27 protein-coding genes are annotated in these 25,050 nt (G+C 70.9%); 14 read left to right on the top strand and 13 right to left on the bottom strand.

Annotation, left to right across the window (positions count from 1 at the left end; all coding sequences use genetic code 11):
- Nucleotides 1-23 precede the first annotated feature (23 nt).
- The 4 genes from AC068B_RS15835 (at nt 24) to AC068B_RS15820 (ending at nt 2,735) form a co-directional block, all read left to right on the top strand.
- The gene (locus AC068B_RS15835) at nt 24-530 is read left to right on the top strand and encodes a DUF6328 family protein (RefSeq protein WP_478672011.1); all 507 of its coding nucleotides are present in this window, start codon (nt 24-26) and stop codon (nt 528-530) included.
- A 213-nt stretch (nt 531-743) separates the two neighbouring features.
- Complete coding sequence (locus AC068B_RS15830; protein WP_478672010.1) at nt 744-1,466, top strand: HemK2/MTQ2 family protein methyltransferase; 723 nt, start codon at nt 744-746, stop codon at nt 1,464-1,466.
- The gene (locus tag AC068B_RS15825; RefSeq protein WP_478672009.1) at nt 1,450-1,701 is read left to right on the top strand and encodes a CDGSH iron-sulfur domain-containing protein; all 252 of its coding nucleotides are present in this window, start codon (nt 1,450-1,452) and stop codon (nt 1,699-1,701) included. The genes AC068B_RS15830 and AC068B_RS15825 overlap by 17 nt, the downstream gene beginning before the upstream one ends.
- Nucleotides 1,698-2,735, top strand: coding sequence for an iron-containing redox enzyme family protein (locus AC068B_RS15820; RefSeq protein WP_478672007.1), 1,038 nt, complete (start codon nt 1,698-1,700; stop codon nt 2,733-2,735). The genes AC068B_RS15825 and AC068B_RS15820 overlap by 4 nt, the downstream gene beginning before the upstream one ends.
- Before the next feature lie 118 nt (nt 2,736-2,853).
- On the opposite strand, the gene AC068B_RS15815 is transcribed toward AC068B_RS15820, so the two are convergent.
- Both AC068B_RS15815 and AC068B_RS15810 read right to left on the bottom strand, forming a co-directional pair.
- On the bottom strand, nt 2,854-3,285 hold the full coding sequence (locus tag AC068B_RS15815) for a hypothetical protein (protein WP_478672006.1): 432 nt from the start codon (nt 3,283-3,285) through the stop codon (nt 2,854-2,856).
- Nucleotides 3,282-4,247 carry an LLM class F420-dependent oxidoreductase gene (locus tag AC068B_RS15810; protein WP_478672005.1) on the bottom strand — a complete coding sequence of 322 codons (966 nt, stop codon included), beginning with the start codon at nt 4,245-4,247 and terminating at the stop codon, nt 3,282-3,284. Before AC068B_RS15810 ends, AC068B_RS15815 begins: the two co-directional genes overlap by 4 nt.
- Nucleotides 4,248-4,374: 127 nt before the next feature.
- Between AC068B_RS15810 and AC068B_RS15805 the strand changes: the two genes are divergently transcribed.
- Entirely contained in the window at nt 4,375-5,514 is a 1,140-nt protein-coding gene (locus AC068B_RS15805) for a glutamate--cysteine ligase (protein ID WP_478672004.1), read from the top strand.
- A gap of 196 nt (nt 5,515-5,710) precedes the next feature.
- Nucleotides 5,711-6,850 carry an aminotransferase class V-fold PLP-dependent enzyme gene (locus AC068B_RS15800; RefSeq protein ID WP_478672002.1) on the top strand — a complete coding sequence of 380 codons (1,140 nt, stop codon included), beginning with the start codon at nt 5,711-5,713 and terminating at the stop codon, nt 6,848-6,850.
- A 19-nt stretch (nt 6,851-6,869) separates the two neighbouring features.
- On the opposite strand, the gene AC068B_RS15795 is transcribed toward AC068B_RS15800, so the two are convergent.
- The 3 genes from AC068B_RS15795 to AC068B_RS15785 form a co-directional block, all read right to left on the bottom strand.
- Entirely contained in the window at nt 6,870-7,427 is a 558-nt protein-coding gene (locus tag AC068B_RS15795) for a YciI family protein (RefSeq protein WP_478672001.1), read from the bottom strand.
- 33 nt (nt 7,428-7,460) lie between these two features.
- The gene (locus AC068B_RS15790; RefSeq protein WP_478672000.1) at nt 7,461-8,111 is read right to left on the bottom strand and encodes a GNAT family N-acetyltransferase; all 651 of its coding nucleotides are present in this window, start codon (nt 8,109-8,111) and stop codon (nt 7,461-7,463) included.
- A gap of 73 nt (nt 8,112-8,184) precedes the next feature.
- Nucleotides 8,185-8,544, bottom strand: coding sequence for a hypothetical protein (locus AC068B_RS15785; RefSeq protein WP_356260048.1), 360 nt, complete (start codon nt 8,542-8,544; stop codon nt 8,185-8,187).
- Nucleotides 8,545-9,059: 515 nt separating this feature from the next.
- Here AC068B_RS15785 and AC068B_RS15780 point away from each other — a divergent pair.
- The 6 genes from AC068B_RS15780 to AC068B_RS15755 are packed head-to-tail and all read left to right on the top strand — an operon-like array spanning nt 9,060 to nt 14,234.
- On the top strand, nt 9,060-10,424 hold the full coding sequence (locus AC068B_RS15780; protein ID WP_478671998.1) for an ATP-binding protein: 1,365 nt from the start codon (nt 9,060-9,062) through the stop codon (nt 10,422-10,424).
- On the top strand, nt 10,421-10,843 hold the full coding sequence (locus AC068B_RS15775) for a roadblock/LC7 domain-containing protein (RefSeq protein WP_356260043.1): 423 nt from the start codon (nt 10,421-10,423) through the stop codon (nt 10,841-10,843). The genes AC068B_RS15780 and AC068B_RS15775 overlap by 4 nt, the downstream gene beginning before the upstream one ends.
- On the top strand, nt 10,840-11,196 hold the full coding sequence (locus AC068B_RS15770; protein WP_478671997.1) for a DUF742 domain-containing protein: 357 nt from the start codon (nt 10,840-10,842) through the stop codon (nt 11,194-11,196). Before AC068B_RS15775 ends, AC068B_RS15770 begins: the two co-directional genes overlap by 4 nt.
- Nucleotides 11,174-11,785 carry a GTP-binding protein gene (locus AC068B_RS15765; RefSeq protein ID WP_478671996.1) on the top strand — a complete coding sequence of 204 codons (612 nt, stop codon included), beginning with the start codon at nt 11,174-11,176 and terminating at the stop codon, nt 11,783-11,785. Before AC068B_RS15770 ends, AC068B_RS15765 begins: the two co-directional genes overlap by 23 nt.
- Complete coding sequence (locus AC068B_RS15760; RefSeq protein ID WP_478671995.1) at nt 11,782-12,990, top strand: cytochrome P450; 1,209 nt, start codon at nt 11,782-11,784, stop codon at nt 12,988-12,990. Before AC068B_RS15765 ends, AC068B_RS15760 begins: the two co-directional genes overlap by 4 nt.
- An 11-nt stretch (nt 12,991-13,001) precedes the next feature.
- Nucleotides 13,002-14,234 carry a cytochrome P450 family protein gene (locus AC068B_RS15755; protein ID WP_478671993.1) on the top strand — a complete coding sequence of 411 codons (1,233 nt, stop codon included), beginning with the start codon at nt 13,002-13,004 and terminating at the stop codon, nt 14,232-14,234.
- A 51-nt stretch (nt 14,235-14,285) separates the two neighbouring features.
- Here AC068B_RS15755 and AC068B_RS15750 read toward each other — a convergent pair whose 3' ends face one another.
- Entirely contained in the window at nt 14,286-14,837 is a 552-nt protein-coding gene (locus AC068B_RS15750; protein WP_478671992.1) for a hypothetical protein, read from the bottom strand.
- Nucleotides 14,838-15,019: 182 nt separating this feature from the next.
- Between AC068B_RS15750 and AC068B_RS15745 the strand changes: the two genes are divergently transcribed.
- The gene (locus tag AC068B_RS15745; RefSeq protein ID WP_478671991.1) at nt 15,020-15,652 is read left to right on the top strand and encodes an HAD family hydrolase; all 633 of its coding nucleotides are present in this window, start codon (nt 15,020-15,022) and stop codon (nt 15,650-15,652) included.
- Here AC068B_RS15745 and AC068B_RS15740 read toward each other — a convergent pair.
- Genes AC068B_RS15740 through AC068B_RS15730 form a run of 3 tightly spaced genes read right to left on the bottom strand, consistent with a single transcriptional unit; the run spans nt 15,540 to nt 20,292 of the window.
- The gene (locus tag AC068B_RS15740; protein WP_478671989.1) at nt 15,540-16,886 is read right to left on the bottom strand and encodes an MFS transporter; all 1,347 of its coding nucleotides are present in this window, start codon (nt 16,884-16,886) and stop codon (nt 15,540-15,542) included. The two genes, AC068B_RS15745 and AC068B_RS15740, sit on opposite strands and share 113 nt — an antisense overlap.
- Nucleotides 16,883-18,907, bottom strand: a complete 2,025-nt coding sequence (locus AC068B_RS15735) for a PEP/pyruvate-binding domain-containing protein (RefSeq protein WP_478671988.1) — start codon at nt 18,905-18,907, stop codon at nt 16,883-16,885. The genes AC068B_RS15740 and AC068B_RS15735 overlap by 4 nt, the downstream gene beginning before the upstream one ends.
- Nucleotides 18,904-20,292, bottom strand: coding sequence for an ATP-grasp domain-containing protein (locus AC068B_RS15730; protein WP_478671987.1), 1,389 nt, complete (start codon nt 20,290-20,292; stop codon nt 18,904-18,906). The genes AC068B_RS15735 and AC068B_RS15730 overlap by 4 nt, the downstream gene beginning before the upstream one ends.
- A gap of 342 nt (nt 20,293-20,634) precedes the next feature.
- On the opposite strand from AC068B_RS15730, the gene AC068B_RS15725 reads away from it, so the two are divergent.
- Complete coding sequence (locus AC068B_RS15725) at nt 20,635-21,666, top strand: PAS domain S-box protein (protein WP_478671985.1); 1,032 nt, start codon at nt 20,635-20,637, stop codon at nt 21,664-21,666.
- 12 nt (nt 21,667-21,678) lie between these two features.
- Here the strand turns inward: AC068B_RS15725 and AC068B_RS15720 are convergent, their stop codons facing one another.
- The 4 genes from AC068B_RS15720 to AC068B_RS15705 all read right to left on the bottom strand — a co-directional run bounded on the left by AC068B_RS15720 (nt 21,679) and on the right by AC068B_RS15705 (nt 25,005).
- Nucleotides 21,679-22,194 (bottom strand): lytic polysaccharide monooxygenase auxiliary activity family 9 protein, encoded by a 516-nt coding sequence (locus AC068B_RS15720; RefSeq protein WP_478671984.1) that lies wholly within the window; start codon nt 22,192-22,194, stop codon nt 21,679-21,681.
- 189 nt (nt 22,195-22,383) lie between these two features.
- Entirely contained in the window at nt 22,384-22,992 is a 609-nt protein-coding gene (gene vanX, locus AC068B_RS15715) for a D-Ala-D-Ala dipeptidase VanX (protein WP_478671983.1), read from the bottom strand.
- A complete protein-coding gene (vanA-Sc, locus tag AC068B_RS15710) occupies nt 22,989-24,035 on the bottom strand; it encodes a D-alanine--(R)-lactate ligase VanA-Sc (RefSeq protein ID WP_478671982.1) in 1,047 nt (348 codons plus the stop codon). Before vanA-Sc ends, vanX begins: the two co-directional genes overlap by 4 nt.
- Complete coding sequence (locus AC068B_RS15705) at nt 24,028-25,005, bottom strand: D-isomer specific 2-hydroxyacid dehydrogenase family protein (protein WP_478671981.1); 978 nt, start codon at nt 25,003-25,005, stop codon at nt 24,028-24,030. The genes vanA-Sc and AC068B_RS15705 overlap by 8 nt, the downstream gene beginning before the upstream one ends.
- Nucleotides 25,006-25,050: the final 45 nt, after the last annotated feature.

The following is a 25,050-nucleotide window of genomic DNA, read 5'->3' as shown; positions in this document are numbered from 1 at the left end:
GGTTCGTGGTCAGACTCGATGCTGTGGACGCCTCGAACAGCAAGGCCACGGAGACCCACGACAACGACCGCCGCGAGACCGAAAGCGAGCGCGCCGACCGCCGGTGGGCCGAACTGATCCAGGAAGTGCGGGTGGCGCAGACCGGTGTGCAGATCCTGTTCGGCTTCCTCCTGACGGTCGTCTTCACGCCCCGGTTCGCCGAGCTCGACGACACCGACCGGACCATCTACATCGTGACGGTGATCCTCGGCTCGACGGCGACGGGCGCCCTCATCGGTCCCGTGTCGTTCCACCGCATCGTCGCGGGGCGCAGGATCAAACCGCACGCGGTGGTGTGGGCGTCCCGGCTGACCCTCGCCGGGCTGGTCCTCCTCCTCGGCACCCTGACGGCGTCGCTCCTCCTCGTGCTGCGGGTCGCCACCGACAACACCGTGGTGCCCTGGCTGGTGGCCGGCGTCGTCGCCTGGTACCTGCTGTGCTGGTTCGTGCTGCCCGCGTGGGCGCGGCACAAGCACACGTCGGCGGACTGACTCCGGACCGATCCGACCCGCCCCGCCAGACGCCGCGATCAGGTGTGGATCAGGCCAGCCGGGGCACTCAGTGCCGGAACCCAAGCAGGCAGCAAATCCGCATCGTTCCCATTAAGTCACCATGAGGCATGTTCCAGGTGGTGGCCGACGGTGGACGGGCGGAGTGTAGAAGGAGGACCCCCTGGTGAAGTTCCCGCCGACGGGAGATGCCGCATGAGCACGCACACGCGGACGCCCACACCCACCCCGGCACGTACCGGACGTACGACTCGCCCGACAGGCCGGGCACGTCTGATCACCCTGCCCGGCGTGTACGCACCGCAGCACGACACCGAACTGCTGGCCCGCGCCCTGCACCGCGAGCGCATCGGTGGCGGCACTTCCGTACTGGACCTGGGAACCGGCTCGGGGGCGATCGCCGTGACAGCGGCCCGGCAGGGGGCGCGGGTGACGGCCCTCGACATCTCCTGGCGTGCGGTCGTGACCACCCGCGTCAACGCGTGGCTCTCCGGGCAGTCGGTCACCGTCCGCCGCGGCGACATGACCCGTGGGATGCCGACGGACCCGTACGACTTCGTGGTCAGCAACCCGCCCTACGTACCCTCTCCTTCCCCGCTGCTCCCCCGGCGCGGCGCGGCGCGGGCGTGGGACGGCGGACCCGTCGGCCGTGCGGTCGTGGACCGTGTCTGCGACGCGGCTCCCGGCGCCCTGCGTCCCGGTGGCGTCCTCCTGATGGTGCACTCCGCGCTGAGCAACGTGGATGCCACCCTCGAACGGCTCGCGGACCGGGGCATGGCACCGGAGGTCGCCGACCGGGAGTTCGTGCCGTTCGGGCCGGTGCTGCGCTCCCGCGAGGCGTGGTTGCGCCGCCGCAGCCTCCTCGAAGACGGCGAGACCTGCGAGGAGTTGGTGGTGATCCGTGCCGAGCGCCGCTGAACGCCCCCGCCGCGTCACGGTCGACCACGAAGGGCCGCTCCTGGTGGAGGGCCCGGTGGAGGTGGTCGGCGACGACGGGACCGTCTCCGTCTCCTCGCGCTTCGCCGTGGCCATCTGCACCTGCCGCCGCAGCCGTACGTACCCGTGGTGCGACACGAGCCACCGCCGCCGGGTGCGGCAGCACGAGGACGAGCCGTCACCTTCGGACACCGAAGAACCGGAGGCCTCCGCATGACGGCTCCCGCCGCCGAATCGCGCCGCCGGAGCCCGGAGCTGCCCTCTCCGCGCGGTGATCTGTCCCGCGCGGTCATCGCCGCGCTCAGGGACGGAACCCCCGTGCCCGAGCCGCGGGACGCGCAGGATGCCGACGCGTACGGGGACGACCTCCAGCTCGCCCTCTACGTCCTCTACGAACTCCACTACCAAGGGTTCTCCGGAGTCCCCGACGACAGGGAATGGGACCCGGCCCTGCTGGCCCTGAGCCACGTCCTGGAACAGCGCTTCCTGGGCGCCCTGCACACCGACGTGCCCCCGAGTGACGACGCCGAAGGGGCGCTGGCCGCGCTGCTCGTGGAGCCCGTCGGGCACGACGACGCGAGCGTCAGCCACCATCTGCGGCGCGACGGAGAGGCATGGCAGCTCAGGGAGTACGCGGCGCTGCGCTCGCTCTACCATCTGAAGGAAGCCGACCCCCACGCCTGGGTCATCCCGCGGCTGCACGGCAGGGCGAAGGCGGCGATGGCGGCGATCGAGTACGACGAGTTCGGCGCGGGCCGTGCCGAGGACATCCACGCCCGGCTCTTTGCCGAGCTCATGGCCGACCTCGGCCTCGAGACGTCCTACGGCCACTACCTGGACTCCGCACCCGCCGAGGTCCTCGCCACGGTGAACCTCATGTCCCTGTTCGGCCTGCACCGCGCCCACCGCGGGGCGCTCGTCGGGCACTTCGCCTGGGTCGAGGTGACGTCGTCGCCCGGTTCGCGGCGGCTGGCCGAGGCGCTGCGCAGGACCGGCGCGGGACCGGCGGCGCAGCGCTTCTACGACGAACACGTGGAGGCGGACGCCGTGCACGAGCAGGTGGTCCGACGGGACGTCGTCGGGGGTCTCCTCGCCGCCGAGCCCGGCCTCGGGGCGGACGTCGCCTTCGGCGTCCGTGCCACGGGATTCCTGGAGGACCGCCTCGGCACCCGCCTGCTGCAGGCGTGGCGGCAGGGGCGCAGCGCTCTCCTCGTCCCGTTCCCCGGTCCGCCCGGCGCCGCATCTGAGTGAGTGTCAGCCGCCCTCGACGCCGGTCGCGGTGTGCGTACCCGACCGGCTTCGAGTGCGTGTCCGAGACGCGGACGCATCCCCGGTCGGGGGATTCCGCACGCAGCCGCCGGTGTCCCGTTCAGTCGTCCTCGTGCTCCCCGGGCGGCGCCCCGCGGTCCGCCCCGGTCAGGCGCAGCTGCACCTCGACCTCCTGGTCTCCGGACGCCGTGCCTGCGGCCGTCACGACGAAGGCCGACGCGAGGGCCGCGCGCAGCCGGGACACCGCGACGGGACCGCCCTGCAAGTCCGCGGTGACCGAGCCCGCGAGCAGGACGCCCGGCACGGCGTCGGGACTGTGGTCGGCGAGGAAACCGCCGGTCCAGACCTCGGGCCACGGCTCCCCTGTCTGGCGTGGCGCGTCGGCCCCGCGGTCGGAGGGGAAGTGTCCGCGCAGCACGTTGAACACGGTGTCCGCGTCGGCCGGGGAGCACTCGCCGAGGGCCACCTGCACGAGGTCCGCGGACGGGGGTTGCGGCGATTCCGGGTGCTCCCCGGCCGTCCGGCGCGTCACAGCTCCCCCAGCGCGGGCAGGAGCTTCTTCTCGGCCCATTCGATGAAGGGGCGCTGGTGCTCGCCGCCCACCTGGACGAGGGCGATCTCCGTGAAGCCCGCGTCGGCGTAGGGACGTACGGCTTCGACGAAGTCCTCGACGTCGTTCCCGCACGGGATCTGTTGCGCGATGTCCTGAGGGGTGACGAACTGCGTGGCACCGGCGAACCCCGAGGGTCCGGGCAGCTCGGAGTTGACGGGCCAGCCGCCCACCGACCAACGGAACTGGTCGTGGGCGCGGGCGACGGCGGCGTCCTTGTCGGTGTCGTAGCAGACGGGCAGCTGGCCCACCCGGGGCTTGCCCCGGCCTCCGTGCCGGTCGAAGGAGTCGAGCAGCTCGGATTTGGGCTCGGTGGCGATGACGAGGTCGGCGTGGCGTCCGGCCAGCGCGCAGGAGCGCTCGCCGGAGACGGCGATGCCGATGGGCGGCAGTTCGTCGGGCACGTCCCACAGCTTGGCGTTCGACACGTCGAAGTGGGTGCCCTGGTGGTTCACGTTGTCGCCGGTGAAGAGCGCGCGGATGATGTCGACCGCTTCTTCGAGCATGTCGATGCGGACGCCCGCGGAGGGCCAGCCCGCACCGACGATGTGCTCGTTGAGGTTCTCGCCCGAGCCGAGCCCCAGCCGGAAGCGGCCCTCGGAGAGCAGCTGCATCGTCGCGGCCTTCTGCGCCACCACGGCGGGGTGATAGCGGACCGTCGGGCAGGTCACGTACGTCATGAGGGGGATCCGCGAGGTCGCCTGCGCGGCCGCCCCGAGCACGCTCCATGCGTACGGGGAGTGCCCCTGCGAGTCCAGCCACGGAAAGAAGTGGTCAGAGGTGACCGAGAAGTCGAACCCCGCTGCCTCCGCCGCGACCAGGTCGTCGACGAGCGCGCGCGGACCGGCCTGTTCAGTCATCATTGTGTAGCCGATTTGCACCATAAATAATCGGTTTGCCGAACTGTTCCCGCTGAAACCTCTGGCGGTCCGCCGCTCCACCGTACGGCTGGGGGCGCGGTACGGGGGTAGAGGGAACGTCAGCCCCAAACCAGCAAGGAGGCGGTCCCCTTTGCGCACTGTAGGAGTGGAGGAGGAGCTCCTCCTGGTCGACCGGGAGAGCGGCGAGCCCAGGGCTCTGTCCTCGGCGGTCCTGGCCCGGGCGGCCAGGGACACGGAGGTGCGCCGCCAGCCGTCGGCCCAGCAGCCCGACGACTACCGCGAGCCCGAGGAGGAGACGTTCGAGAAGGAGCTCCACGGCCAGCAGCTGGAGTTCGCCACGCAGCCGCGCACGAGCATGGACGACCTCGCGGAGGAGGTCGCCCGGTGGCGCGGGGACGCGGCGCGGCACGCGGGCGACGTGGGCGCCGCGGTCGCCGCCCTCGCCACCTCGCCGCTGCCCGTGAACCCCTCGGTGAACCCGGGCAGCCGCTTCCAGTGGATGGAGGAGCAGTTCGGGCTGACCACGCAGGAACAGCTGACGTGCGGCTGCCACGTCCATGTGTCGGTCGATTCGGACGAGGAGGGCGTGGCCGTCATCGACCGCATCCGGGCCTGGCTGCCGGTCCTGCTCGCGCTGAGCGCCAACTCACCCTTCTGGCACGGGAACGACAGCCTGTACAGCAGCTACCGCAGCAGGGTGTGGGGCCGCTGGCCGATGGCGGGCCCCACCGAGATCTTCGGCTCCGCCACCCGGTACGAGGAGCAGGTGGCGGAGATGGTCGCCACCGGCGTGCTGCGCGACCGGGGCATGGTCTACTTCGACGCCCGGCTCTCGCACCGCTACCCCACGGTCGAGATCCGAGTGGCGGACGTCTGCCTGGAGGCCACGTCGACGGTCCTGATCGCCACCCTGGCGCGAGCGCTGGTCGAGACGGCCGCACGCGAGTGGCAGGCCGACCGCCCACCTCCGGCACACGGCGTAGCCTCACTGCGCCTCGCCGCATGGCAGGCGGCCAGATCCGGCCTGGACGGCACACTGCTCCATCCGACGACCCTGCGCCCCGCACCGGTCGACGAGGTGGTGTGCTCGCTCGTCGACCACGTACGGGACGCCCTGGAGGACACCGGCGACCTCGGCCGGGTGCGCGGAACCACCGAGGACCTGCTGAAACACGGGAACGGGGCGCGCGTGCAGCGGGATCTGCTGCGGCGGACGGGCAGTCTGCGGGAGGTGGTGACGGAGTGCGTGCGCCGGACTCGTCCGGGGTGATCGGGTGGCAGGACGGGACGCGGCGACATACCCGAAGGCCAAGAACTTCCGCACCCCGTGATCACCCCCTGAGCTCCGGCCGCGGCGCCGACCGATTCCGCCGACCGGAGGCGGGGGCTGAGACGATCGGTGGCATGACACACACCAGGTTCCATATACACGTGTCCCCCGGTCGTGCCGTCACCCCTGAGGCACGGTGACTGCGCCCGCCGCCTTCCTCGGCGGCTCCGAGCTGTTCCGGCTCAGCGCCGAGGTGGCTCATCTCAATCACGGGTCCTTCGGGGCCGTCCCGGTTCCCGTCGCCCGGGTCCACCGGTGTCTGGCCGAGGAGGCCGCCGCGGATCCGGACGCCTTCTTCCTCGGCGTACCCGACCGGCTCGCCGAGGCACGTGGGCGGATCGCGGACCGGCTCGGCACCGATCCCGAGGGGGCGGCCCTCGTCACCAACGCCACCGAGGCCGCGGGGCTCGCGCTCGATGCGCTGCGGCTTGCGCCCGACGACGAGGTGCTGGTCACCGATCACGGCTACGGCACGGTCGTCGCGGCCGCGGCCCGCCGGGCCCGCGTCGTCACCGTCGCCCTCGACCCGGCGCTCCCCGACGAGGAGGCGGTGCGCAAGGCCGTGCTCGCCGGGCTCACCCCGCGGACCCGCGTCGCGCTCCTCGACCAGATCAGCTCGCCCACCGCCCGGCCCATCGCCACGCCCGCGCTCCTCGCCGACCTCGCCGAGCGCGGGGTGACCACGGTGGTGGACGGCGCCCACGCCCCCGGCATGCTCGCCGACCCGCTCGCAGGGGCCCCCGACTTCTGGTTCGGCAACCTGCACAAGTGGGGGTACGCCCCGCCGGGCAGCGCCCTGCTCGCGGTGGCCGCCGCGCACCGGAACCGGGTGCCCGCGCCCGTGCCCTCCTGGGAGGACGACCGCGGCTTCCCGCGCGCCGTCGAGTACCGGGCCACCGCCGACTACACGGGCCTGCTCGCCGCGCCCGAGGGCCTCGACCTCATCGCCTCGCTCGGAGCCGACCGCGTCCGTGCCCACAACAGCGCCCTCGCGGCGTACGGCGCCGAACTCCTCTCCGGGCTGCCGGGGCTGTCCCCGCTCCCCGCGGACGAGCGGCTGGCCATGCGGGCGCTGCGGCTGCCGTCCGGCCTGGCCCGCACCCCGGCCGAGGCGGCGGCCCTGCGCGAGGAGATCGCCGCCCGCCTGGGCTTCCGCGTCCTGATCTGGGCCTGGCCGGGCGGCGGTGGCATCCGCGTGTGCGGGCAGATCTACAACACGCCGGACGAGTACGAGAGGCTGGTGACGGCGCTGCGGCCCCTGCTCGACGGGCGTTGAGCCCCCCACCGGCGCAGGGTCAGCGTCGTCCGCCGAACTCCCAGTCGTGGACCTCGATGTCGGCGTACCGGCCCGGGGACAGGACGGCGCGTGCCGTGTCCGGGTCCGGGGCCCGGAGCAGCACCGCCGTACCCAGCCAGGTGGCGCCGTCGTCGGACAGCAGCGGCCCGTACGCGACCAGCTCGTCCCGGTCGGGCGGCACGGCGAGGTCGGCGAGTTCGGCGGACGGCTCCGGGGCGAGGCCGATCACCAGGTACCGGTTGCCGCCGGTCCTGCCACCGGGGAACTCCCACATGGTGCGCCCCAGCATGTTGCGCCACCGGCGCAGCAGCACGTCCCGGTACGCACCGGCCTGGTAGTTGGGCTCGTCGAAGGCGAACGCGCGGGCGGCGGCAGGGTCCGGCAGGTCGACGATGTGCACGCTGCCGGTGGGCGTCTCGCCGTCCTCGGCGAAGGTCGGGCCGCGGGCGATCAACTCCTCGGCATACCCGTCCATGTACGACCAGTGCTCCTCCCCCAGCTTCTCGCGCAAGGAGAGGGAGCCGGGCCGGTCGCGGTGGTAGCAGAAGAACTCCATGGGCGGAGACCTTGCCCAACGTACGGCGGCATCTCAAGCGGTTTCGGCGCCGGACGACGTACGGCAGATGCTGGTGAGCGGCGCCTCCGTGGTCCAGCCGAGCGATTCGTAGAGGCCGCGCCCCTCGACCGTCGCGCCGAGCACGCCGGTCCTGGCGCCCGCCCTGATCGCCTCGTTCGCCAAGGTGTGCATGACCGCGCGCCCCAGGCCCCGGCGACGGTGCGCGGGGGACGTCTCTATCTGGTCGAAGACGACGGCACCGGTGCGCGTGGGTCCTGCGGCCTGGCCGCGGGCGGCAAAGCCGCCGTCGGCGGCCAGGACGAGGACGCGGGCGACGTCGCCCCGGCTCCACGTGCGCACTTGGTAGCCGACGGGGACGTCCGCCGTGGACGGGCGCAGGGTCGTCGACATCAGGAAGTGGGGGTCGTCGATGGTCCAGCCGGGGGTGAGCCAGGGGGCGACGGTCTCCGCGGACGTGAACAGCTTGAGCCACGTGCCGGGAGCCGTGGCCTTCTCCAGGACCCTGCGGACGATCGCCTCGTCGGCGTCGGGCAGGACGTGCCGGGTCACTTGCTGGGGCAGGCCGACGTCGACCGTGAACCCCCAGGGCTCCTCCACCGGGGGCGCGGCCCCGCGTGAGATGACCCACCCGTCGACCCACGCCCGAACAATCCCGGTATCCACGCGACCTCCACACGTAACAGGTGCTGATCGAAACAGCACCTTACGCGTCAGAGGCTCCGGCCGCCCACGCCCCCTACTCCCCGTCCTCGTGCTCCTCGTTCTCGAAGTGCAGCGCGATGGAACGCAGCACATCCGCGGACGTCACGTCCGTACGCCCCTCGTCATGGACTTCGGCGAGCTGCGCGAAGGAGAGGGCGAAGGCGGACGTGATCTGCTCGATGACGGGACCCAGCTCCTGGCCCACCACCGCGGCGACCTCGATCGGCGTGGCGTCGGCGGGGATCTCGATGGGCGGCAGCATCTCCTCGAGCATCGCGCCCACCGCACCGCTGTTGTCGATCTCGCCGTCCGGGTTCTCGCGTGCCTGTCGGCGCATCTCAAGCGCCTCGGTCAGGATGCCGACGACTCTTTGCATGATCTCGCGCTGCTCCATGCCTCGAAGCCTAGACGCTGACGGATCACAGTCCCCCGAACAGCCACCCCGAATGCACCCGCGGGTCCGCAAGGTCATCTGGACCCCGAGCGATGGACACGACAAGATACGGTTGCCAAGCGGAAGCCAACTGGCTGTTTTTAACAGCCATTTGGCTGAAAATGCATGCCGTGGAAAGCCCACCGCAGCCTAGGGAAGCCAGGACGTATCGATGAGTACGGTGAGACAGGTCGGACCCCCGACGAGGTCTCGATGCGGCCACCGGCTCGGCTCCCCGGTCCCGCCCCCTGCCCGGTCGGCTCCCAGAGGCGTACGCCAACCCATGCGGCTCCTCTCGTAGTTGGCACCCGCTCCACCCCACCCGGCGGCCATGCGTGCCATGGCGGATCGCATGCACCGGGTGGCACCTCGGCCCGGACGTGATGTCGGCCACGGCCCGTCCCGCTCCGGCCGCAGTCACCCCGTCCAGTCGGCGGCACACGGCCGCCTCCCCCCTTTGACACCTTGAGGACGTGATGACAGACCTCATACAGGCCACCACCGTGGTGCCCTCGGTACTGGCCCTGGCCGCCGGCGGCACGGCCTGGCGGTTCTGGGACCAGCTCCGAGGCGAGCGCGCCGAGAACGGCCGCCTTCGCGGACAGGCCGAGGAGATCGCCAGACGGCAGCACGCCACCGAGCACGTGCTCGCACAGCTCGCCGGAGGCGTGATCCCCAGGCTGGGAACCGAGGCGGAGCGGCTGGGCACGGGCCACGGCGTGGACATCGAACTGCCCGAGGCCCTGGTGAACACCTCACTGGCGCAGCGGCTGACGGAGCTTGCCGATTCCGCGGCGCACACGGTGCGCAAGGTCCAGTACGACGCGCAGACCAGCACGAGCGCCCAGATCGCCGAGGCGCGCGAGGGCGCGCAGGGCGAGGCCTCCCGCGCGCGCCAGAGCGCCGAGGACTCCAGCCGGGCCGCTGTGCGTGCCGTCTCCTCCGCGATGGTGGGCATGGCCTCGAAGCTCAGCCAGCGGGTGAGCCAGGGCGTGCGGCGACACGAGGGCGGTGAGGCGTACGAGACGTTGGTCGGCATCGATCACCCCACGCAGCAGATGCTGCTCGTCGCCCAGAACTACGTGGTCCTCTCCGGCGGCAAGCTGTCGCGCCGCTGGCCCGCCACCCCGATGACCGATGTGGTGCGGGCCGCGATGGGCAGCATCGAGGAGTACGAGCGGGTCGAGCACCAGGAGCTGGGCGTCACGGTGACCAGCCGGGCGGTCGGGCCCATCGTCCACGCGCTGGCGGTGCTCCTGGACAACGCGGTGCGCTACTCCCCCTCCTCCGCCCGGGTGCACGTCGCCTTCCAGGAGGGGCACCACGGGGTATCGGTCATCGTCGACGACGCCGGTCTGCGCATGAACGAGGAGCAGTTGACGTGGGCCAGGGAGATCCTCACGGGTGTCCGCCGCGACGACATCAACCAGCTCGGCGCGCATCCGCAGACGGGTCTGCGGGCGGCGGCCGCCCTCGCAGGTGACTACGGGTTCCGGATCGACCTGGAGGCGCCGAACCCCTTCGGTGGCACGCGCGTGTACATGTTCATCCCCAAGAGCCTGCTGACCACGTCTGCCCCGCCCGCTCCCGCTCCCGCGCCCGTCTCCGTGCCCGCTCCCACGCCTGCGCCCGCACCCGTGCCCGTCGCCGAGCCCCCCAGGCGCACCACCGCCAGTGGGCTGGCCGTCCGGAGGCGGACGACCGCTGCCGCGAGCCCGCGCCCGTCGTCGTCCGAGGCCGGAGCGCCGGCGCCGGGGCGTCCCTCCATCGCCGCCGCCTGGGCGAAGGGCACGCGCAGCGCGCGCACCGAAGACCCGTCCACCACGCAAGAAGGAGCATGACCGTGACCACCGGCAACGAACTTGGCTGGCTGCTGGACCGCGCGCTGGGGTCCATCGACGGCGTCCAGCACGCGGTGCTGATGAGCTCCGACGGTCTGCTGCACTCCCGGACGGCCGGGATCGGACAGGACGAGGCGGAGAAGTTCGCGGCGATCACCGCGGCCGTCCGCGCCGCCGCGCTGGCCTATGACGAGGAGACCGGCGGCGGGGGCACCCGGCAGGCGCTGATCGAGCTCACCAACCACGTGGGGCTGATCACCCAGGCCGGCGGCAACACCATGCTGTCGGTGCAGACCAGCGGCCCCGATGCCGACATCGGCCTGATCACCCATCACATGCTGGAGCTGGCCCAGCGGGTGGGCCATGAGATGAAGGTCGCGCCGCGGCAGCCTTCCGAGCTCGGCCTGCCGACGAGGTGAGCGGGCCGCGGCGGGACCCGGACCTGGTCAGGCCCTACGTCCGTACCGACGGGCGCATTCACGCCGATCCGGATGTGCGCCTGGAGACCGTGGTGCTCGCCGCGAGCGGGTCCAAGGAAGGCCTGGGCGCGGACGCCCGGCGGGTGATGGGCCTGTTCACCCACTCCCAAGGCGGGGGCCTGGCGGTCGCGGACATCGCGGCCGCCCTGGAGTTCCCTCCTTCCACGGTACGCATCCTCGTCTCCACCCTCATCGACGAGGGCCTGTTGACCCGCCCTGTCGCCGCGGTTGAGGACCAACCACAAACCGATCTGCTCCAGGAGGTACTGCGTGGTCTCCGCGCCATCGTCTGACGGCCTCGTCTATGTGCCACGCGGCGTGACCCGGTCCGCGAAGATCGTGATCTCCGGGAGCTTCGCCGTCGGCAAGACGACGTTCGTGGGCAGCGCTTCCCAGATCCCGCCGTTGCGCATGGAGGAACGGATCACCGAGGCCAGTGCCGGGGTGGACGATCTGGCGCGCACCCCGCGGAAGACGACCACGACGGTCGGCATGGACTTCGGGCGCCTGCACCTCAGCGACGCCCTCGTGCTGTATCTGTTCGGCACGCCCGGCCAGGGCCGTTTCCGCCCCATGTGGGCGGGGCTGACCGAGGGGGCGCTCGGCGCGCTGGTCCTGGTCGACACCCGCAATCTGGAGGCCTCCTTCGAGATCCTCGCCCTCCACGAGGAGCAGGGCACGCCGTACGCCGTGGCGATCAACCTGTTCGACGGGGCGCCGCACTACGACCTGGACGAGATCCGTCAGGCCCTCGACCTGGACCCGCGCACGCCGCTGACGACGTGTGACGCGCGGGACGGCACCTCCAGCGTGCTGGCCCTGATCACCCTCTGCGAGTACCTGACCGAGTTGCACGCACCTGTTTTGGAGCCCCGCCCGTGACCAGCCCGACCACGATCGAAACGGCGCCCGAGCGCCGGATCGCCCTGCACGAGGCCGAGTTCGCGGCCGACCCGCACACCGCGTACGCACGGATGCGGGACGAGTTCGGGCCGTTCGTCCCGGTGGACCTCGTCCCCGGGGTGCCTGCGACCCTCGTCATCGGCTACGCGCAGGCCCGGCGCATCCTCAACGATCCCCTGCGGTTCCCGGCCGACCCGCGGGTGTGGGAGCAGTCCGTCCCCGCGTCCTGCCCGGTCCGCCCGATGATGGAGCACCGCCCCAACGCGCTGCGCTCGTCGGGTCCCGCGCACACCCGCTACCGCTCGGCGAACAGCTCCGCGATCAACGGCGTCGACCAGCACGAGCTGCGCACGCTGGTCGAGCAGGTCGCCGACGCGACGATCGCCGAGTTCCGCGAGGCCGAGGGGGCGGATCTGCTGACGCAGTACGCCTGGCCGATCGCCTTCCGCGTCCTGAGCGCCCTGCTCGGCTGCCCCGACGAGATGGGCCGCCGCATCGCCGACGGCATGGCCAAGATCTTCGAGGGCGTGGACGCCGCCAGCGGAAACCAGATCCTGTCCCAGGCGGTCGCCGACCTGGTGGACCTGCGCCACCGGCAGCCCGGCAACGACATCACCTCCCGGCTCCTCGCGCACGACGCGGCCCTCGACGACATCGAGATGGCCCACCAGCTCGTGACGCTCTACGGCGCCGGGATCGAGCCCCTCACCAACCTGATCGCCAACACCGTCCTCAAGGTCCTCACGGACGACCAGTTCTCCGGGGACCTGCACGCGGGAGGCTCCTCCGTCCGCGAGGCGCTCGACACGGTGCTCTACACCGACCCGCCGCTGGCGAACTACTGCATCAGCTATCCGCCGCACCCCGTCGACGTCGACGGGTTCCTGCTGCCCGCGCACCAGCCGGTCGTCATCTCGATGGCGGCCTGCAACAACGATCCCGCCCTCGGGGACCAGCGCACCGCGAGCAACCGCGCCCACCTGTCCTGGAGCACCGGGCCGCACGCCTGCCCGGCGCGCCCGCACGCCTACCTCATCGCCGAGACGGCCATCACCCATCTGCTCGACGCGCTGCCCGAGATGGACCTCGCCACCGCCCCCGAGGAGCTGGTCCGGCGCCCCGGACCGTTCCACCGGGCGCTGACCGCACTGCCCGTCCTGTTCCCCGCCTCCGCATCCGTCTGAAGGGACACACCATGGCCCTGTCCACGCAGCCGATCATCCTCGACCCCACCGGGGCCCGCGCACACGACGAGCACCGCCAGTTGCGGGAGCACGGCCAGGCGGTCCGGGTCGACATCCTGGGCGTGACCGCCTGGTCCGTCTCCGACCCCAAGCTGCTCAAGGAGCTGCTGACCAGCCCGGACGTCTCCAAGGACGCCCGTGCCCACTGGCCGGAGTTCACTGACACGATCCAACGGTGGCCGCTGGCCCTGTGGGTCGCGGTGGAGAACATGTTCACCGCCTACGGGGCCGACCACCGGCGTCTGCGGCGCCTGGTCGCCCCCGCCTTCAGCGCCCGCCGCATCACCGCGCTGAAGGAGAACATAGACACGGTCGTCACCGGCATCCTCGACCGCCTCGACGCCCTCCCGCCCGGCGAGACCGTCGACCTGCGCGAGCACCTCGCGTACCCGCTGCCCATCGCGGTCATCAGCCGGCTCATGGGCGTACCGGCCGAGCAGCAGGACGCGTTCCGCCGGGTCGTCGACGGCGTCTTCGACACCACCCTGACCGCCGAGCAGTCCGAGGCGAACACCAAGGCGCTCTACGAGGCCCTGCATCTGCTCATCAAGTCCAAACGCCACGAGCCCGGCGACGACATGACCTCCCTGCTCATCACCTCGCGCGACGAGGACGAGGAGGGCGGCATGTCGGAGGACGAGCTGCGCGACACCCTGCTGCTGATGATCAGCGCCGGGTACGAGACGACGGTCAACGTCATCGACCAGGCGATCACCCAACTGCTCACCCACCCCGACCAGCTCGCGCTGCTCCGGTCGGGCGAGGTCGACTGGAACGACGCCGTCGAGGAGACCCTGCGCTTCGAACCGGCGGTCAGGCACCTGCCGCTGCGGTACGCGGTGAACGACATCTCCCTGCCCGACGGGCAGATCATCCCCAAGGGAGAGGCGATCCTCGCGTCCTACGCGGCCGCCAACCGGCACCCCGACTGGCACGGTGAGAGCGCGGACGACTTCGACATCACCCGCACGGTCAAGGAGCACCTCGCCTTCGGCCACGGAGTCCACTTCTGCCTCGGCGCCCCGCTCGCCAGGCTGGAGGTCAGCACGGCCCTGAGCCTGCTCTTCGACCGCTTCCCGCAGCTCGAACTCGCCGTGCCCGTAGCGGAGTTGAAGCCGCTCGGCTCCCTGCTCAGCAACGGCCACCAGACCCTGCCCGTCCGCCTCAGGCCCACCGGCGCCTGAGGCGGACCGAGAGCCGGGGCCGGGCACCTTGCGTGCCCGGCCCCGGCTTCCTCACGCCGAAGCCCGTGAAGTCCGCGAACCCCGCGTACGGTCGACGCACCACGCGGTGAGGCCCACCAGCACGGCCGCCCCGACCGCGTAGACGGGCAGCCACAGGGTCGTCGTGGCGGACAGGCAGTCGGCGACGGCCGCATGGCTCTGGACCGCCTGCGCGTCGGCCAGGGCGGCGCCATCGCGACCGGCCAGATTCGCGAGCGCCGCCTCCGTCCGGATCCGCTCGTAGGCGCCGAGCGCCCCGCACCTGTCCCGCGTGCCCGGCATCGGGAAGAGCCAGGCCCAGCGCTGCAGCATGGGAGCCAGCGCGATCGACAGGCACAGGCCGACGACCAGTGAGTACGCCGCCAGGTTCCGCGCGTACGCGGCCCGCAGGCCCGGCACGTACCGCGGCAGGCGGTAGAAGCAGAAGATCACCGCGAGCAGCGTCGCCCCCACGTACGTGGCGAACCACTGCCAGGAGCCCTGCGCGAGTATCGCCGTCAGGACGGCGGCGAGTGCGATGCCGATGACTCCCGGCTGATCGGATGCGTCACTGTGATCGTCCACGGTCCCAGCATCCAGGGAAGGCACGCCCCCACCCCGAAGCCATACCGAACCGGCGCAAAAGGCTGCCCGGTCGGACGGTTGGGCGACGGACCTCCACCCCGCCCCCGCGAGACGGGAGTGACACGTGGTGTGCGGGGGTAGTGCGCGGTGGACCAGTGTGTGCAAGGAAAGGGCGACGACGCATGAACAGATACGTCTCCAAGGGCTCCGCGTGGGCGATCCTCGCGCTGAGCGCGGCCCTGGTGTCGACCGCGCTGGGCCCCACGGCGAACGCGGCGGCGCCGAAGGACGCGGGCGAAACCACGAAAACGGCGGCCGCCGCGCGTGAACGGGCTTGCCCCATCGTCTACTTCGACCTGGGCGAGACCCTCGTGCACACCGCCGACGACGGCAGCACCAGCTATCAGCCCGGTGCCGCCACCTATCTGCGTGCCCTGCGCGCACGCGGCATCCCGGTCGGCCTGATCACCAACGTGCCGTCCTCCTGGGGCGCGACCGACGCCGAGCGCGCCGCCAGGCTGCGGCAGGAGGTCGACTCCACCTGGCAGGGGTCGGCGCCCTTCGCGTGGCAGGACTTCGGCGACCGCGTCCTCACCCCGCGCACCGAGGCGGAGCGCAAACCGGCCCCCGCCCTCTGGCAGCGGGCGAAGGCGGGTTCGGGCCACTGCCGGGTCGTCTATCAGGCGGAGACGGCCGAGGAGGTCAGAGCTGCTTCCGCACTCGGCTTCGTGCCGTACCAGGTCGGCCGTCCGCACCGACCGGCGTTTCTCCCGGTGGGGCTGGTGGAACTCCTGGGCCTGCGCTCTCCCGCCTGACCATCCCGCTGCGCAGCAGCAGTTGGAAGACCCCGATCAGCACCGCGGTCGCGAGCGCGCTGTGCCACAGCAGGGCGTCCAGGCGCCCGGCGGCCAGATAGGCGCCCGCGGCGATCGCGGCCAGGGCACACACCGCGCGGTCCACGATGCTCTCGACGGAGAGCAGCGTGGCGCGCGGTGCGTCCGCGGGCACCGCGTCGTTCACCAGCTTGCGCTGGATGGGGTACGCGAAGCCGGTCCCGGCGGCGAACAGGCAGAGCAGCACGACGACGGCCCACGGCCCGCCGAACGTCATGGCCGCCAGGCTGGCCGCGAGCGCGAGGCTGAGGAGCGAGACCCAGGCGACCGGCGGCAGGCGGCGGCTCAGCCACTGCGGGCGGGCCGAGGCCACCGCCTCCGCGACCGTCATCGCCGCCATCACACCGCCGTGCGAGGCCTCCGCGATGCCGTGGTCGAGCAGGATCGGCTGGAAGAGGTTGACCTGGCAGATCCGGGAGAGCGTGAAGATCGCCACGCCCTGCACCATCACCAGGGCCAGCCACCGCGAGGAGGCGACACAGCGCAGCGCGGTGCCCGCGTCCCGCAGGAACGCGCCGCCCCCGCGCCCGCCGTCCGTCTTCTCCGTGCCGCCGTCCGCCCCCGCGAGGCGGGGCAACGCGACGGCGCACACGAGGGAGCCCGCCGCGCTCGCGGCGCTCAGCACGTACGGGGTCGGGTGCGCCACGGCCATCAGGGGCCCGACCAGCGGCCAGCACACGACCTTCGCCACCAGGCCGAGCGCCCGTGCGGTCCCCTCCGCCTTCAGATAGTGCTCGCCGCACTTCTCGGCGCGCAGACCGTCGTACAGGTAGGCGCTGGCCGCTCCCGAGGTGAGCGAGCGGCCCGCGGCGATGGCCAGGAAGTGGACGAGGAAGCCGGTGTACGAGGCGCTGACCACCGGCGCCAGGTTGGCCGCCGTCATGACCACCGCTCCGGCCCGCAGGCAGTTGCGGGTGCCGATCCGGTCGGCGATCAGACCGGTCGGGATCTCGAACAGGCAGAAGGCCACGTAATAGATGCTCTGGATGCCGAAGATCTGCCCGTCGGAGAGCCCGGCCGCCTTCTGGTAGGCGTAGAACACCGGCATCCACCACAGCAGGTTGAACAGCAGCTGGAAGCCGTAGTTGAGGTGGATGATGCGGCGGGCGGTGTCCGTGAGGCCGGTGGTGCCCGTCTTGCCGGAGGCGGCCCTCACAGCGCGTACGGGCGGATCTGGACCAGCCGGAAGTCGCCCCGGTCGGTCATCAGCCACTCGATGTCCAGCGGCCGGTCCACGTCGCTCGCGCTGAAGTGGGACTGCAGGAGCCGCCCGGTCAGGGACAGGTCGGCGAGCCTGGCGCGGGTCGCGGCGGAGAGCCCGTCGCCCCAGGAGCCAAGGGCGACGGTGCGGCCGCCGCCTTCCACGGTGTTGTACAGGTACTGCTGCGGCAGGACCGAACCGTCGACGACCTGCTCCGGGGAGCCGGGGGAACAGTTGAGGTAGACGTTGCGGAAGTCCTCGCGGCGGGTCGGATTGCAGGTGACAAGGACGCCGCCGAGCGAGGCGGGGACGTACTCCTGGATGATGACGCCCATGTAGGTGTCGTCCAGTGAGATGCCGACCTGGTGGCGCAGGCGCACGCTGCGGGACGAGAGCAGCGAGGCCCACACCTGGCGTACGGCGTCCAGGAGTTCGCCGGTGCCGTGGACGGTGGTGACGGAGTCGTAGACGCCCGCCGCGGAGAACCCCGGCAGGTCCTCGGCGTTGGACGAGGAGCGCACCACCAGGCGCCCGCGCGAACCGGCGGGGGCGGGAAATGCCTGGCTGAGCTGGCGGATGACCGACTCGGGGACGGGCGTCTGCCGGATCAGGTGCTGGAGTTGCAGGCAGAGCGAGTCCAGGACGTCGGTGGCGTCGAGTTCGAGTGCCATCTTGAGCTTGCCGATGCCCTGTTGCAGGACGGTGGACGAGGCCAGGAAGCGCTGCTGGAGCGCGAAGGGCAGCGCGACGCCGTTCGGGGCGCTCACCGCGTCGGCCACGAACTCGGCGGCCCTGGCGCGCAGTTCGCTCTCGGTGGGCGCTCCCGCGTGGAACGCGCTCAGGCCGAGGCGGGCCGCGAGGTGCCCGTAGAGGTGCTCGCGCGGCGGACGGGGCCGTCCGTAGAACGCGGTCAGGTCGGCCGTGCGGCTGTCGAGCACGTGGTGCAGCTCGCCGAGGTGGGCCGCCTTGGTGCCGTAGCGGTCGCGGTCGGTGCTGCGCAGCCGGTGCAGGGCCAGCACGGGGGCCTCTTCGAGCAGCGGCGGTTCGAGCCGTATGCGCTGCTGGTGCCAGGCCGGGGCGCGCAGCGCCGGTTCGTGGTCGAGGCGTTCGAGGGATATCTCGTCCTCGCGCACCCGGTAGCGGACCCATGCGCCGTCCAGGCCGTCCTTCTCGACGAGCTGTTCCAGGTCGCGCACGATGGCGTTGGGTATGCCCCAGCCCGAGGCGAGGACGTTGGTGTGGGAAAGCGGGGTGATGGGCGCGGTGTTGAGGAATCCGGCCACCCGGGGCACGTCGTCCGGCAGGCACGGCATGGCCACGATGTCCGCCCAGCCGAGCCCGTTCTCCGCCGCCGCGTACTCGTCGTGCGTGCGGAAGAACCGCAGTCGGCCGGTGGCCTCGCCGGGGTTGAGCGGTGTGCGGGCCCGGGAGCCGAAGAGCTCGTGACTGAGGATGCGCGGCACGCTCAGCTCGTTGATCGCCGCGAGCTCCTCCTCCTGCCCGTGGTTGGCGGGCTTGAGCAGCAGCGGGAGCCTGCCGTCGACGCGGGTGCGCACGAACTCGTAGAAGAAGGAGAGCAGTTCGCCGTGCATGGTGTCGGCTTCGGTCGTCTCCAGGACGAGGAAGGTGCGTTCGCGGCCTTCGGCGTCCTCGTCGGTGTGCAGGGAGAGCACACCGAGCAGGAAGCGGCGCCCGGGGTCCATGTAGACGGAGGCGTTGAACGCGTCGAGGTCCGCGTCGAGCGCGGTGAGGTCCATGCCGAGGATGCGGGTGGCGATGTAGTTGACGTGGAAGGGGTGCGCGGCGGTGTCGAGTAGGTGCCAGGTGTTCTCGGCACGGTCGACGACGACTTTGAGGTACGGATGCCCCGCAAGGACCCCGGAGAGGGTGCGGAAGAGCGGCAGGGAGAGGTTCTCTCCGACGACCGTGCGGTCGGTGGCCGGTTCGGCGGCGCCGGTGAGCAGGGGGGCGGTCATGCCGGGACCTCCTCGGGCCGGGCGGCGGGCAGCACCTGGGGCAGGGCGTCCACCAGGGCCTCGAAGTCGCGGAGCACGGTCCGCGGGGTGGCGGCGGAGAGCAGGCACAGGGCCGCCATGGTGTTGGCGCCCGCGGCCGGGTCGTACACCGGCACGACACTGCCGTCGGCGAGGGAACTCTCCGCGACCACCGAGAGCTCGCTGCCCCGGCTGAGGGGTATGTCCGCCGACACGGAGGGAAAGTCCCAGACCTTGCGGTCGTGCCAGGCCTCGCCGTCGCCGTCCACCGCGAGGACGACGAGGGAGCCCGCCGCGCCGCGCGCCCGCTCCGGGGTGAGGGCCTGCTCCGGCCACTCGACCGGGCGTCCGATGAGCTGGTCGACGAGCATGCCGACAAGGTCGAGTCCGAAGACCTCCTCGATCTGCGGCACGGTCATCGCGCCGCCGAACCGGGCGGCCGTCTCGATCAGCCACATGCTGCCGTCGGCGCCGAGCTTGATCTCGGTGTGGGTTCCGCAGTCGCGCAGGCCGAGGGCGTCGACCGCGCGACGCGCCAGGTCCACGATGCGGTCCTGGGCGTCCTTGGGCAGGAGGGCGGGGGTGATGCTCGCGCGTTCGGTGAACGGCTCGACCGTGGGCATCCGGCCGCTGAGGCAGACCGGGTGGAAGGTGCCGTCCGCCACGACGCCCTCGACGCTCACGTAGTCGCCCCAGCCGGGCTCGTCGAACCAGTCCGCGACGGTGCCGGTGACGATCTGCTCGACCACGAAGTCCGCGTCGGCTTCGGCCACGTGCAGTTCCGCGTAGCCGAGCTGGGCCGATTCGGCCATCACGTCGCGGGAGCGGGCCCAGGCGGCCGACGCCTCGTGCGGGGAGCGGATGATCTGGTGCGCGGTGGACCCGGCGCTCCAGGCCGCCTTGAGGAGCAGCGGTCCCGGCAGCTCACGGGCCGCCGCGTGCAGGTCCGCCTCGGTGGCGACGGGGCGGAACTCGGGCTGGGGCAGGCCGTGTCGGAGCCAGGTGCGCCGCATCAGCCGCTTGTCGCGGGCGAGCGCGGCGGCGTCACCGGCGCCCGCGAGGCCGAGCGCCTGGCACGCCTCGGCGACGGCCACGACCGCGTACTCGGAGAAGGTGAGCACCGCGTCCGCGCCGACGGCCTCGGCCCGCGAGACGATCAGGGACACCAGGTCGGAGGGGTGGACGTCGCCAGGGGTGTCGCCAGGCGCGTCGTCGGGTGTGACGACCGAGGCGCACAGTCTCCGGGCGGGGTCCGCCACGGCGGGAGGCAGAGCGCTGAGCGCCAGCAGGTGCACTTCCGCCCTCGCGGCCGTCCGGGACAGGACGTGACCGAGCGGCGGACCACCCTTGGCATGCACTAACAGCACCTTGCTCACTGAAGTTCGTCTCCATTCGTCGCGTTGTTACGGATCGCCGTATGCGTTCGGGATGCGCGGTTGATGCGTGGGTGACGCGTGGTCGCTCCGTGTCGAACCCGGGGGAATCCTCCGGTCCACGTAGCGGGGCGTGTTCACCCGCTTACTCAAGGGGACCAGGCGCCGGACGTCCGCGACGCCTCTGTGGACACCCGCGACTCAGGCAAATGCCTGAGTCTGCCCGCTCCCCGTCTGTGGCACTTCGGCCGAGAACGGGGCGTGTGCGAGGCGTGTACGGGATATCCAGAGCAATGTGACTGCGCGTCAGCCAGTCGTATACGGACGGAGACCGCTGTGGACCAGAGCCAGCACCCTGAAGAGGGCCCGACCCAGGGCAGATACGCGGCCTTCGCGGACCTCGTCGACCTCGCTCCGGCCGCCGCCTTCATACGGGACAGCGCCGGACGCTATCTGTGGGCCAACCACGCCTACGCGCACCTCTACGGCACGGTCCCGGAAGGCATCGTCGGCAAGTACATCGAGGACCTCGACGCGCCCGCGGAGGCCGACCAGTTCCGCGCCCTCGACCAGGAGATACTCAGCCGGGGCACACCGGTGCGCCACACCCTCGGCTACCGGCGCCACGACGGCAGCGCGGGCCGGGCGGTGGGCCACCGCTTCCCCGTACAGGAGAGCGCGCGGACCTGCGTCGCAGGGATCTACGTGGACGTCACGGATCATCTGCGCGCCACGGTCCAGTGGCAGGAGGCCGAGGAGAACCTGCAGGCCCTGCGTGACCACAGCGGACTGCCCTGCGCGCTGCTCTCCGCGAACGGGCGGGTCATCGAGGCGAGCGCGGCGGCCGCCGAACTGTTCCAGCTCAGCCCGCACGACCTGGTGGGCCGCCGCGCACACACGCTGCTCGCGCCCGAGCCCGACCTCGACCGGCTGCACCGCCGCTGGAAGGGCCTGATATCCCGCCGCACGAGACGGGTGGAGACATCCGCGGTGCTCGTGGACGCACAGGGGCTGCAGCGCCGCGCACAGCTCCACCTGACGACGATCGGGCACTCCGCCTCACGGGCCAGGCACGTCTGGGCCGTCGTCACGCACCAGAGCCTCGCCCACGAGGCCCATCCGTCGCTGACCGCCGCACAGATCCGCATCCTCTCGCTGCTTGCGGAGGGCAGCAGCAACAGCGACATCGCCACGTCGCTGAAGCTGTCCCGGCAGACGGTCGACTACCACCTCAGCCGGCTGCGGCACGTCCTGGGCGCGGCGACCCGGCCCGCCCTCGTCGCCCGCGCCTACGTCCTGGGCATCCTGGCGCCCCGCGCGTGGCCGCCGCGCTCGGCCACGGCGGCCCATCCGCTCAGCACGGTCTGAACTACGATTCCCTCAGCGGATGTTGACGTCGATGCACGCGTAGAAGGCGTTGGACGTGTCGCCGATGTTCCACACCGCGAGGATCTTGTGCCTGCCGGTGGAGTTGCCGAGGTCGACTTGGTGCGAGACGGTCGCCGGGGGCTGCTGGTTGTGGCCGTCGATGGTGGCCACCTTGGTGCCGTCGACGAAGTACTCGTAGTTCGCGGTGCGGTGCCGGGCGGTGAACGTCCACGTGAAGGTCTGCGTCCTGCTGACGTCGCTGACCTTCCAGCCCTTGCTGTCGTTGTCCAGCTCCGCGAACCGGGAGTTGCCGCCGCTGCAGCTGCGCAGCCCCTTGGGGCCCTCGACGCTCTGCGGTTCGTACTTGATGTCGCCGCAGGGCACCGTGCGCGCGGCGCACTGCGCCTGGCGGCTGGCGGGCGCGTTGACGTATCCGTGCGCGCTGGCCGAGCCGGTCGGCAGCGTGAGGGCGAGGATGGGCGCAAGCCCGGCCCCTATCGCTGCGGCTGTCTTCCGCTTCTTGTCCATGCGTACTCCTTCACGGGCAGGGCTTCATGGGGGTGCGCGGCGTGAAGTGCTCTCGTGGAGCGGGTTGAGCAGTGGGGCGGTGGGGCCGGAGGTTCACGGCTGCCGATTAGTCCAGACCATAGACTTCGGCCGGTCGCGGTCAAGATTGAATTCCGGCCACACCGCGGAGACCCGCTGCCTACGCTCCAGTTACACGACGGGGAAGTCGAAGTAGGCATCCGGGTAGGGCTCGTTCCGGAGGGTGTAGTGCCACCACTCGGAATCGTATGCACGGAAGCCGCACGTCTCCATGACGGACCGAAGGTGCCGACGGTTCCTCGCCTCGTCCTGCGTGATCCCTTTCGCCCCATGATGCGAAATGGAATCCATCAGGTCGTGGTCGCCGCCCATGGGAGCGAGCTCGCCCGTGGCCAGTTCAAAGAGCGTCAGGTCGACCGTGCTGCCCCGGCTGTGGCCCGACTTGGCGGCGACGAATCCCATCTCGAACATGTCGGTTCTGCCGATGTTCGGATAGTGCCGTGCCTTCGTCAGGCCGTCTTCCGGCTGTTCCGACCAGCGCAGGAAGCAGTCGACGGCGCGCTGTGGACGGTATCCGTCCCATAGCAGCAGGCCGAAGCCGATGGATTCGGCCTTCTCCCGGGCCAGTTCCAGGGCCGTGCACAGAGCCCGCGTGCCGACGATCCGGTTGGCCAGATACCCGTCCACCGGCTTTCCGGTGAAGTTGTCCCAGGTGGCGTACTTGGCGTCCCAGCGGATTCCGGACGCCACCTCGTCCACGAAGACGAAGTCCTCCTTCACCGGATTTTCCCTGTCAGCGCCAACGACACCACCCGGTCGATCACTTCACCGAGCGGAACCCCTGCGGCGGCCATCATCCTCGGGTAACGGCTGTACGACGTCATGCCCGGAAACGTGTTGACCTCGTTGAGGACTACCGTGCCGTCCTGCTTGAGGAACAGGTCCACGCGCGCGAGCCCCCTGCACCCCAAGGCGCGGTACACGGCCTTGGCGGTCTCCTGGACGAGCGAGCGCGACTCCGCCGGAATGTCGGCGGGAACGATGGCCGTCGAGTTGTCGGAGCCGGTTTCGGGCTCGTCCTCCTGATGGATGCGGAAGAACCCGTGCGAGAGGGCGATCCGGTCCACCTCGCCCACCATCAGGTCCAGTTCGTTCCCCAGCACGGCGCAGCCTATCTCGCTGCCGACGACAGTCTCTTCGATCAGCACCTTCGAGTCGTACCGCCTTGCGTTCTCCACCGCGCCCCGCAGTTCCGCTTCTCCGGACACCTTGGTGACGCCGAAGGACGACCCCGAGCGGGCCGGTTTCACGAAGACCGGATAGGTGAGCCGACCGGGATCGATGCTCTCGCCCGCCGTGAGGGTCCAGAAATTCGGCGTGGCGATGCCCGCGCTTCCGGCGACGACGTACGCAAGGGACTTGTCCATGCACAGCGCGGAACTCTGCACATCGCAGCCCACGTAAGGGATGCCGGAGAGCTCCAGCAAGCCCTGCATCGCGCCGTCCTCGCCGAGCTTGCCGTGCAGGACGGGCAGCACGACGTCCAGCGGGATCGTCTCGCATCGTCCCTGGTCCGAGTCCTGGACGAGGAGTCCGTGCACGCTGCTGTCCGGAGACAGCACAGCCGGACGGCAGTTCCCGCTCTCCCACTCCGCGTCCGGTCCTTCACAGAGATTCCAGGCGCCGTCCCTCGTGATGCCGATGTAGAACGGTTCGTACTTCTCCGCATCGAGGTTCCTTGCGACCTCCTGCGCGGACTTGACGGATATCGGGTGCTCTTCCGAACGTCCCCCGAATACGATCCCGACCTTCAACTTATCCATGCTGACCCCCACTTTCGAATGTCAAGCAGTTGATGATGGAGTTCTCGACGGTGTCGCTCAATGCGTGATCCGTGTAGTAGGCGATGTGCGGACTGATGACCACGTTCGGCAGTTCCTGCAGCCGCAACAGCGCCTTGCTTTCAATGGGCCTACTGCGACGGTCGGCGTAGAAGACGCCCTCCTCCCCCTCGAGGACGTCCAATGCGGCACCGCCCAAGGCGCCGCTCACCAAGGCAGACACCAGCGCCTCGGTATCAATCAGCGCACCCCGTCCCGTATTGATGATGTACGCGCCATGCTTCATCTGCTCCATACGCTCCCAATTCAGCAGATGGTGCGTAGCCGCGGAAAGCGGTGCGTGGAGCGTGACCATGTCGCTCTGCCGAAGCAGTTCATCGAGCGGCACGTATTCAGCGGCACCCTTGGGGTGATTGTCATGGGCGAGGACGCGACAGCCGAAGCCCCGCAGCCTGTCGATGACCGCAGCGCCGATGCGACCCGTCCCGATCACCCCTACCGTGAGATCGCGCAGCTCTTTCCCGCGCGCTTCACTCGGCCTGTAGTCGTGGAGGTCCGCGCGCCGGAGGACGGATTTCGCATCCCGCACCGCCATCAGCATCATCATCAGCGTGTAGTCGGCCACGCTGTCCGGCGAGTAGGTGACGTTCCCGACCGAAATGCCTACGTCACCTGCGTATTCCACATCGATGTGGTCGTACCCGATGCTTCGCGTGGAGATGTACGTGACACCGGCTTGCCCGAGCGCGAGCAGAGTGGAATTTGCGATGCGCGTCTTGTGGCCGACGCTGATGCATCGGCTTCCAGAGGCCAGTGCGATATTGGCTTCGGATACCGGCGCGTCCGTGATGGTCGGCGTCACGCCGAAGCAAGGCGCCAGCTCTCGGAACAAGACCGCCTCATCCGGGCCGCACCCATAGACGGTGATTCGGGACGGATCACTGTAGGTCATGCCTCCAGTCAAGGCGCCACGGTGTTGCCGGAACGTATGTGGTTT

The sequence above is a fragment of the Streptomyces sp. NPDC042371 genome (assembly GCF_056437465.1).
Note: the sequence above shows the minus strand (reverse complement) of the source record. Positions and strands in the feature narration are given on the sequence as shown.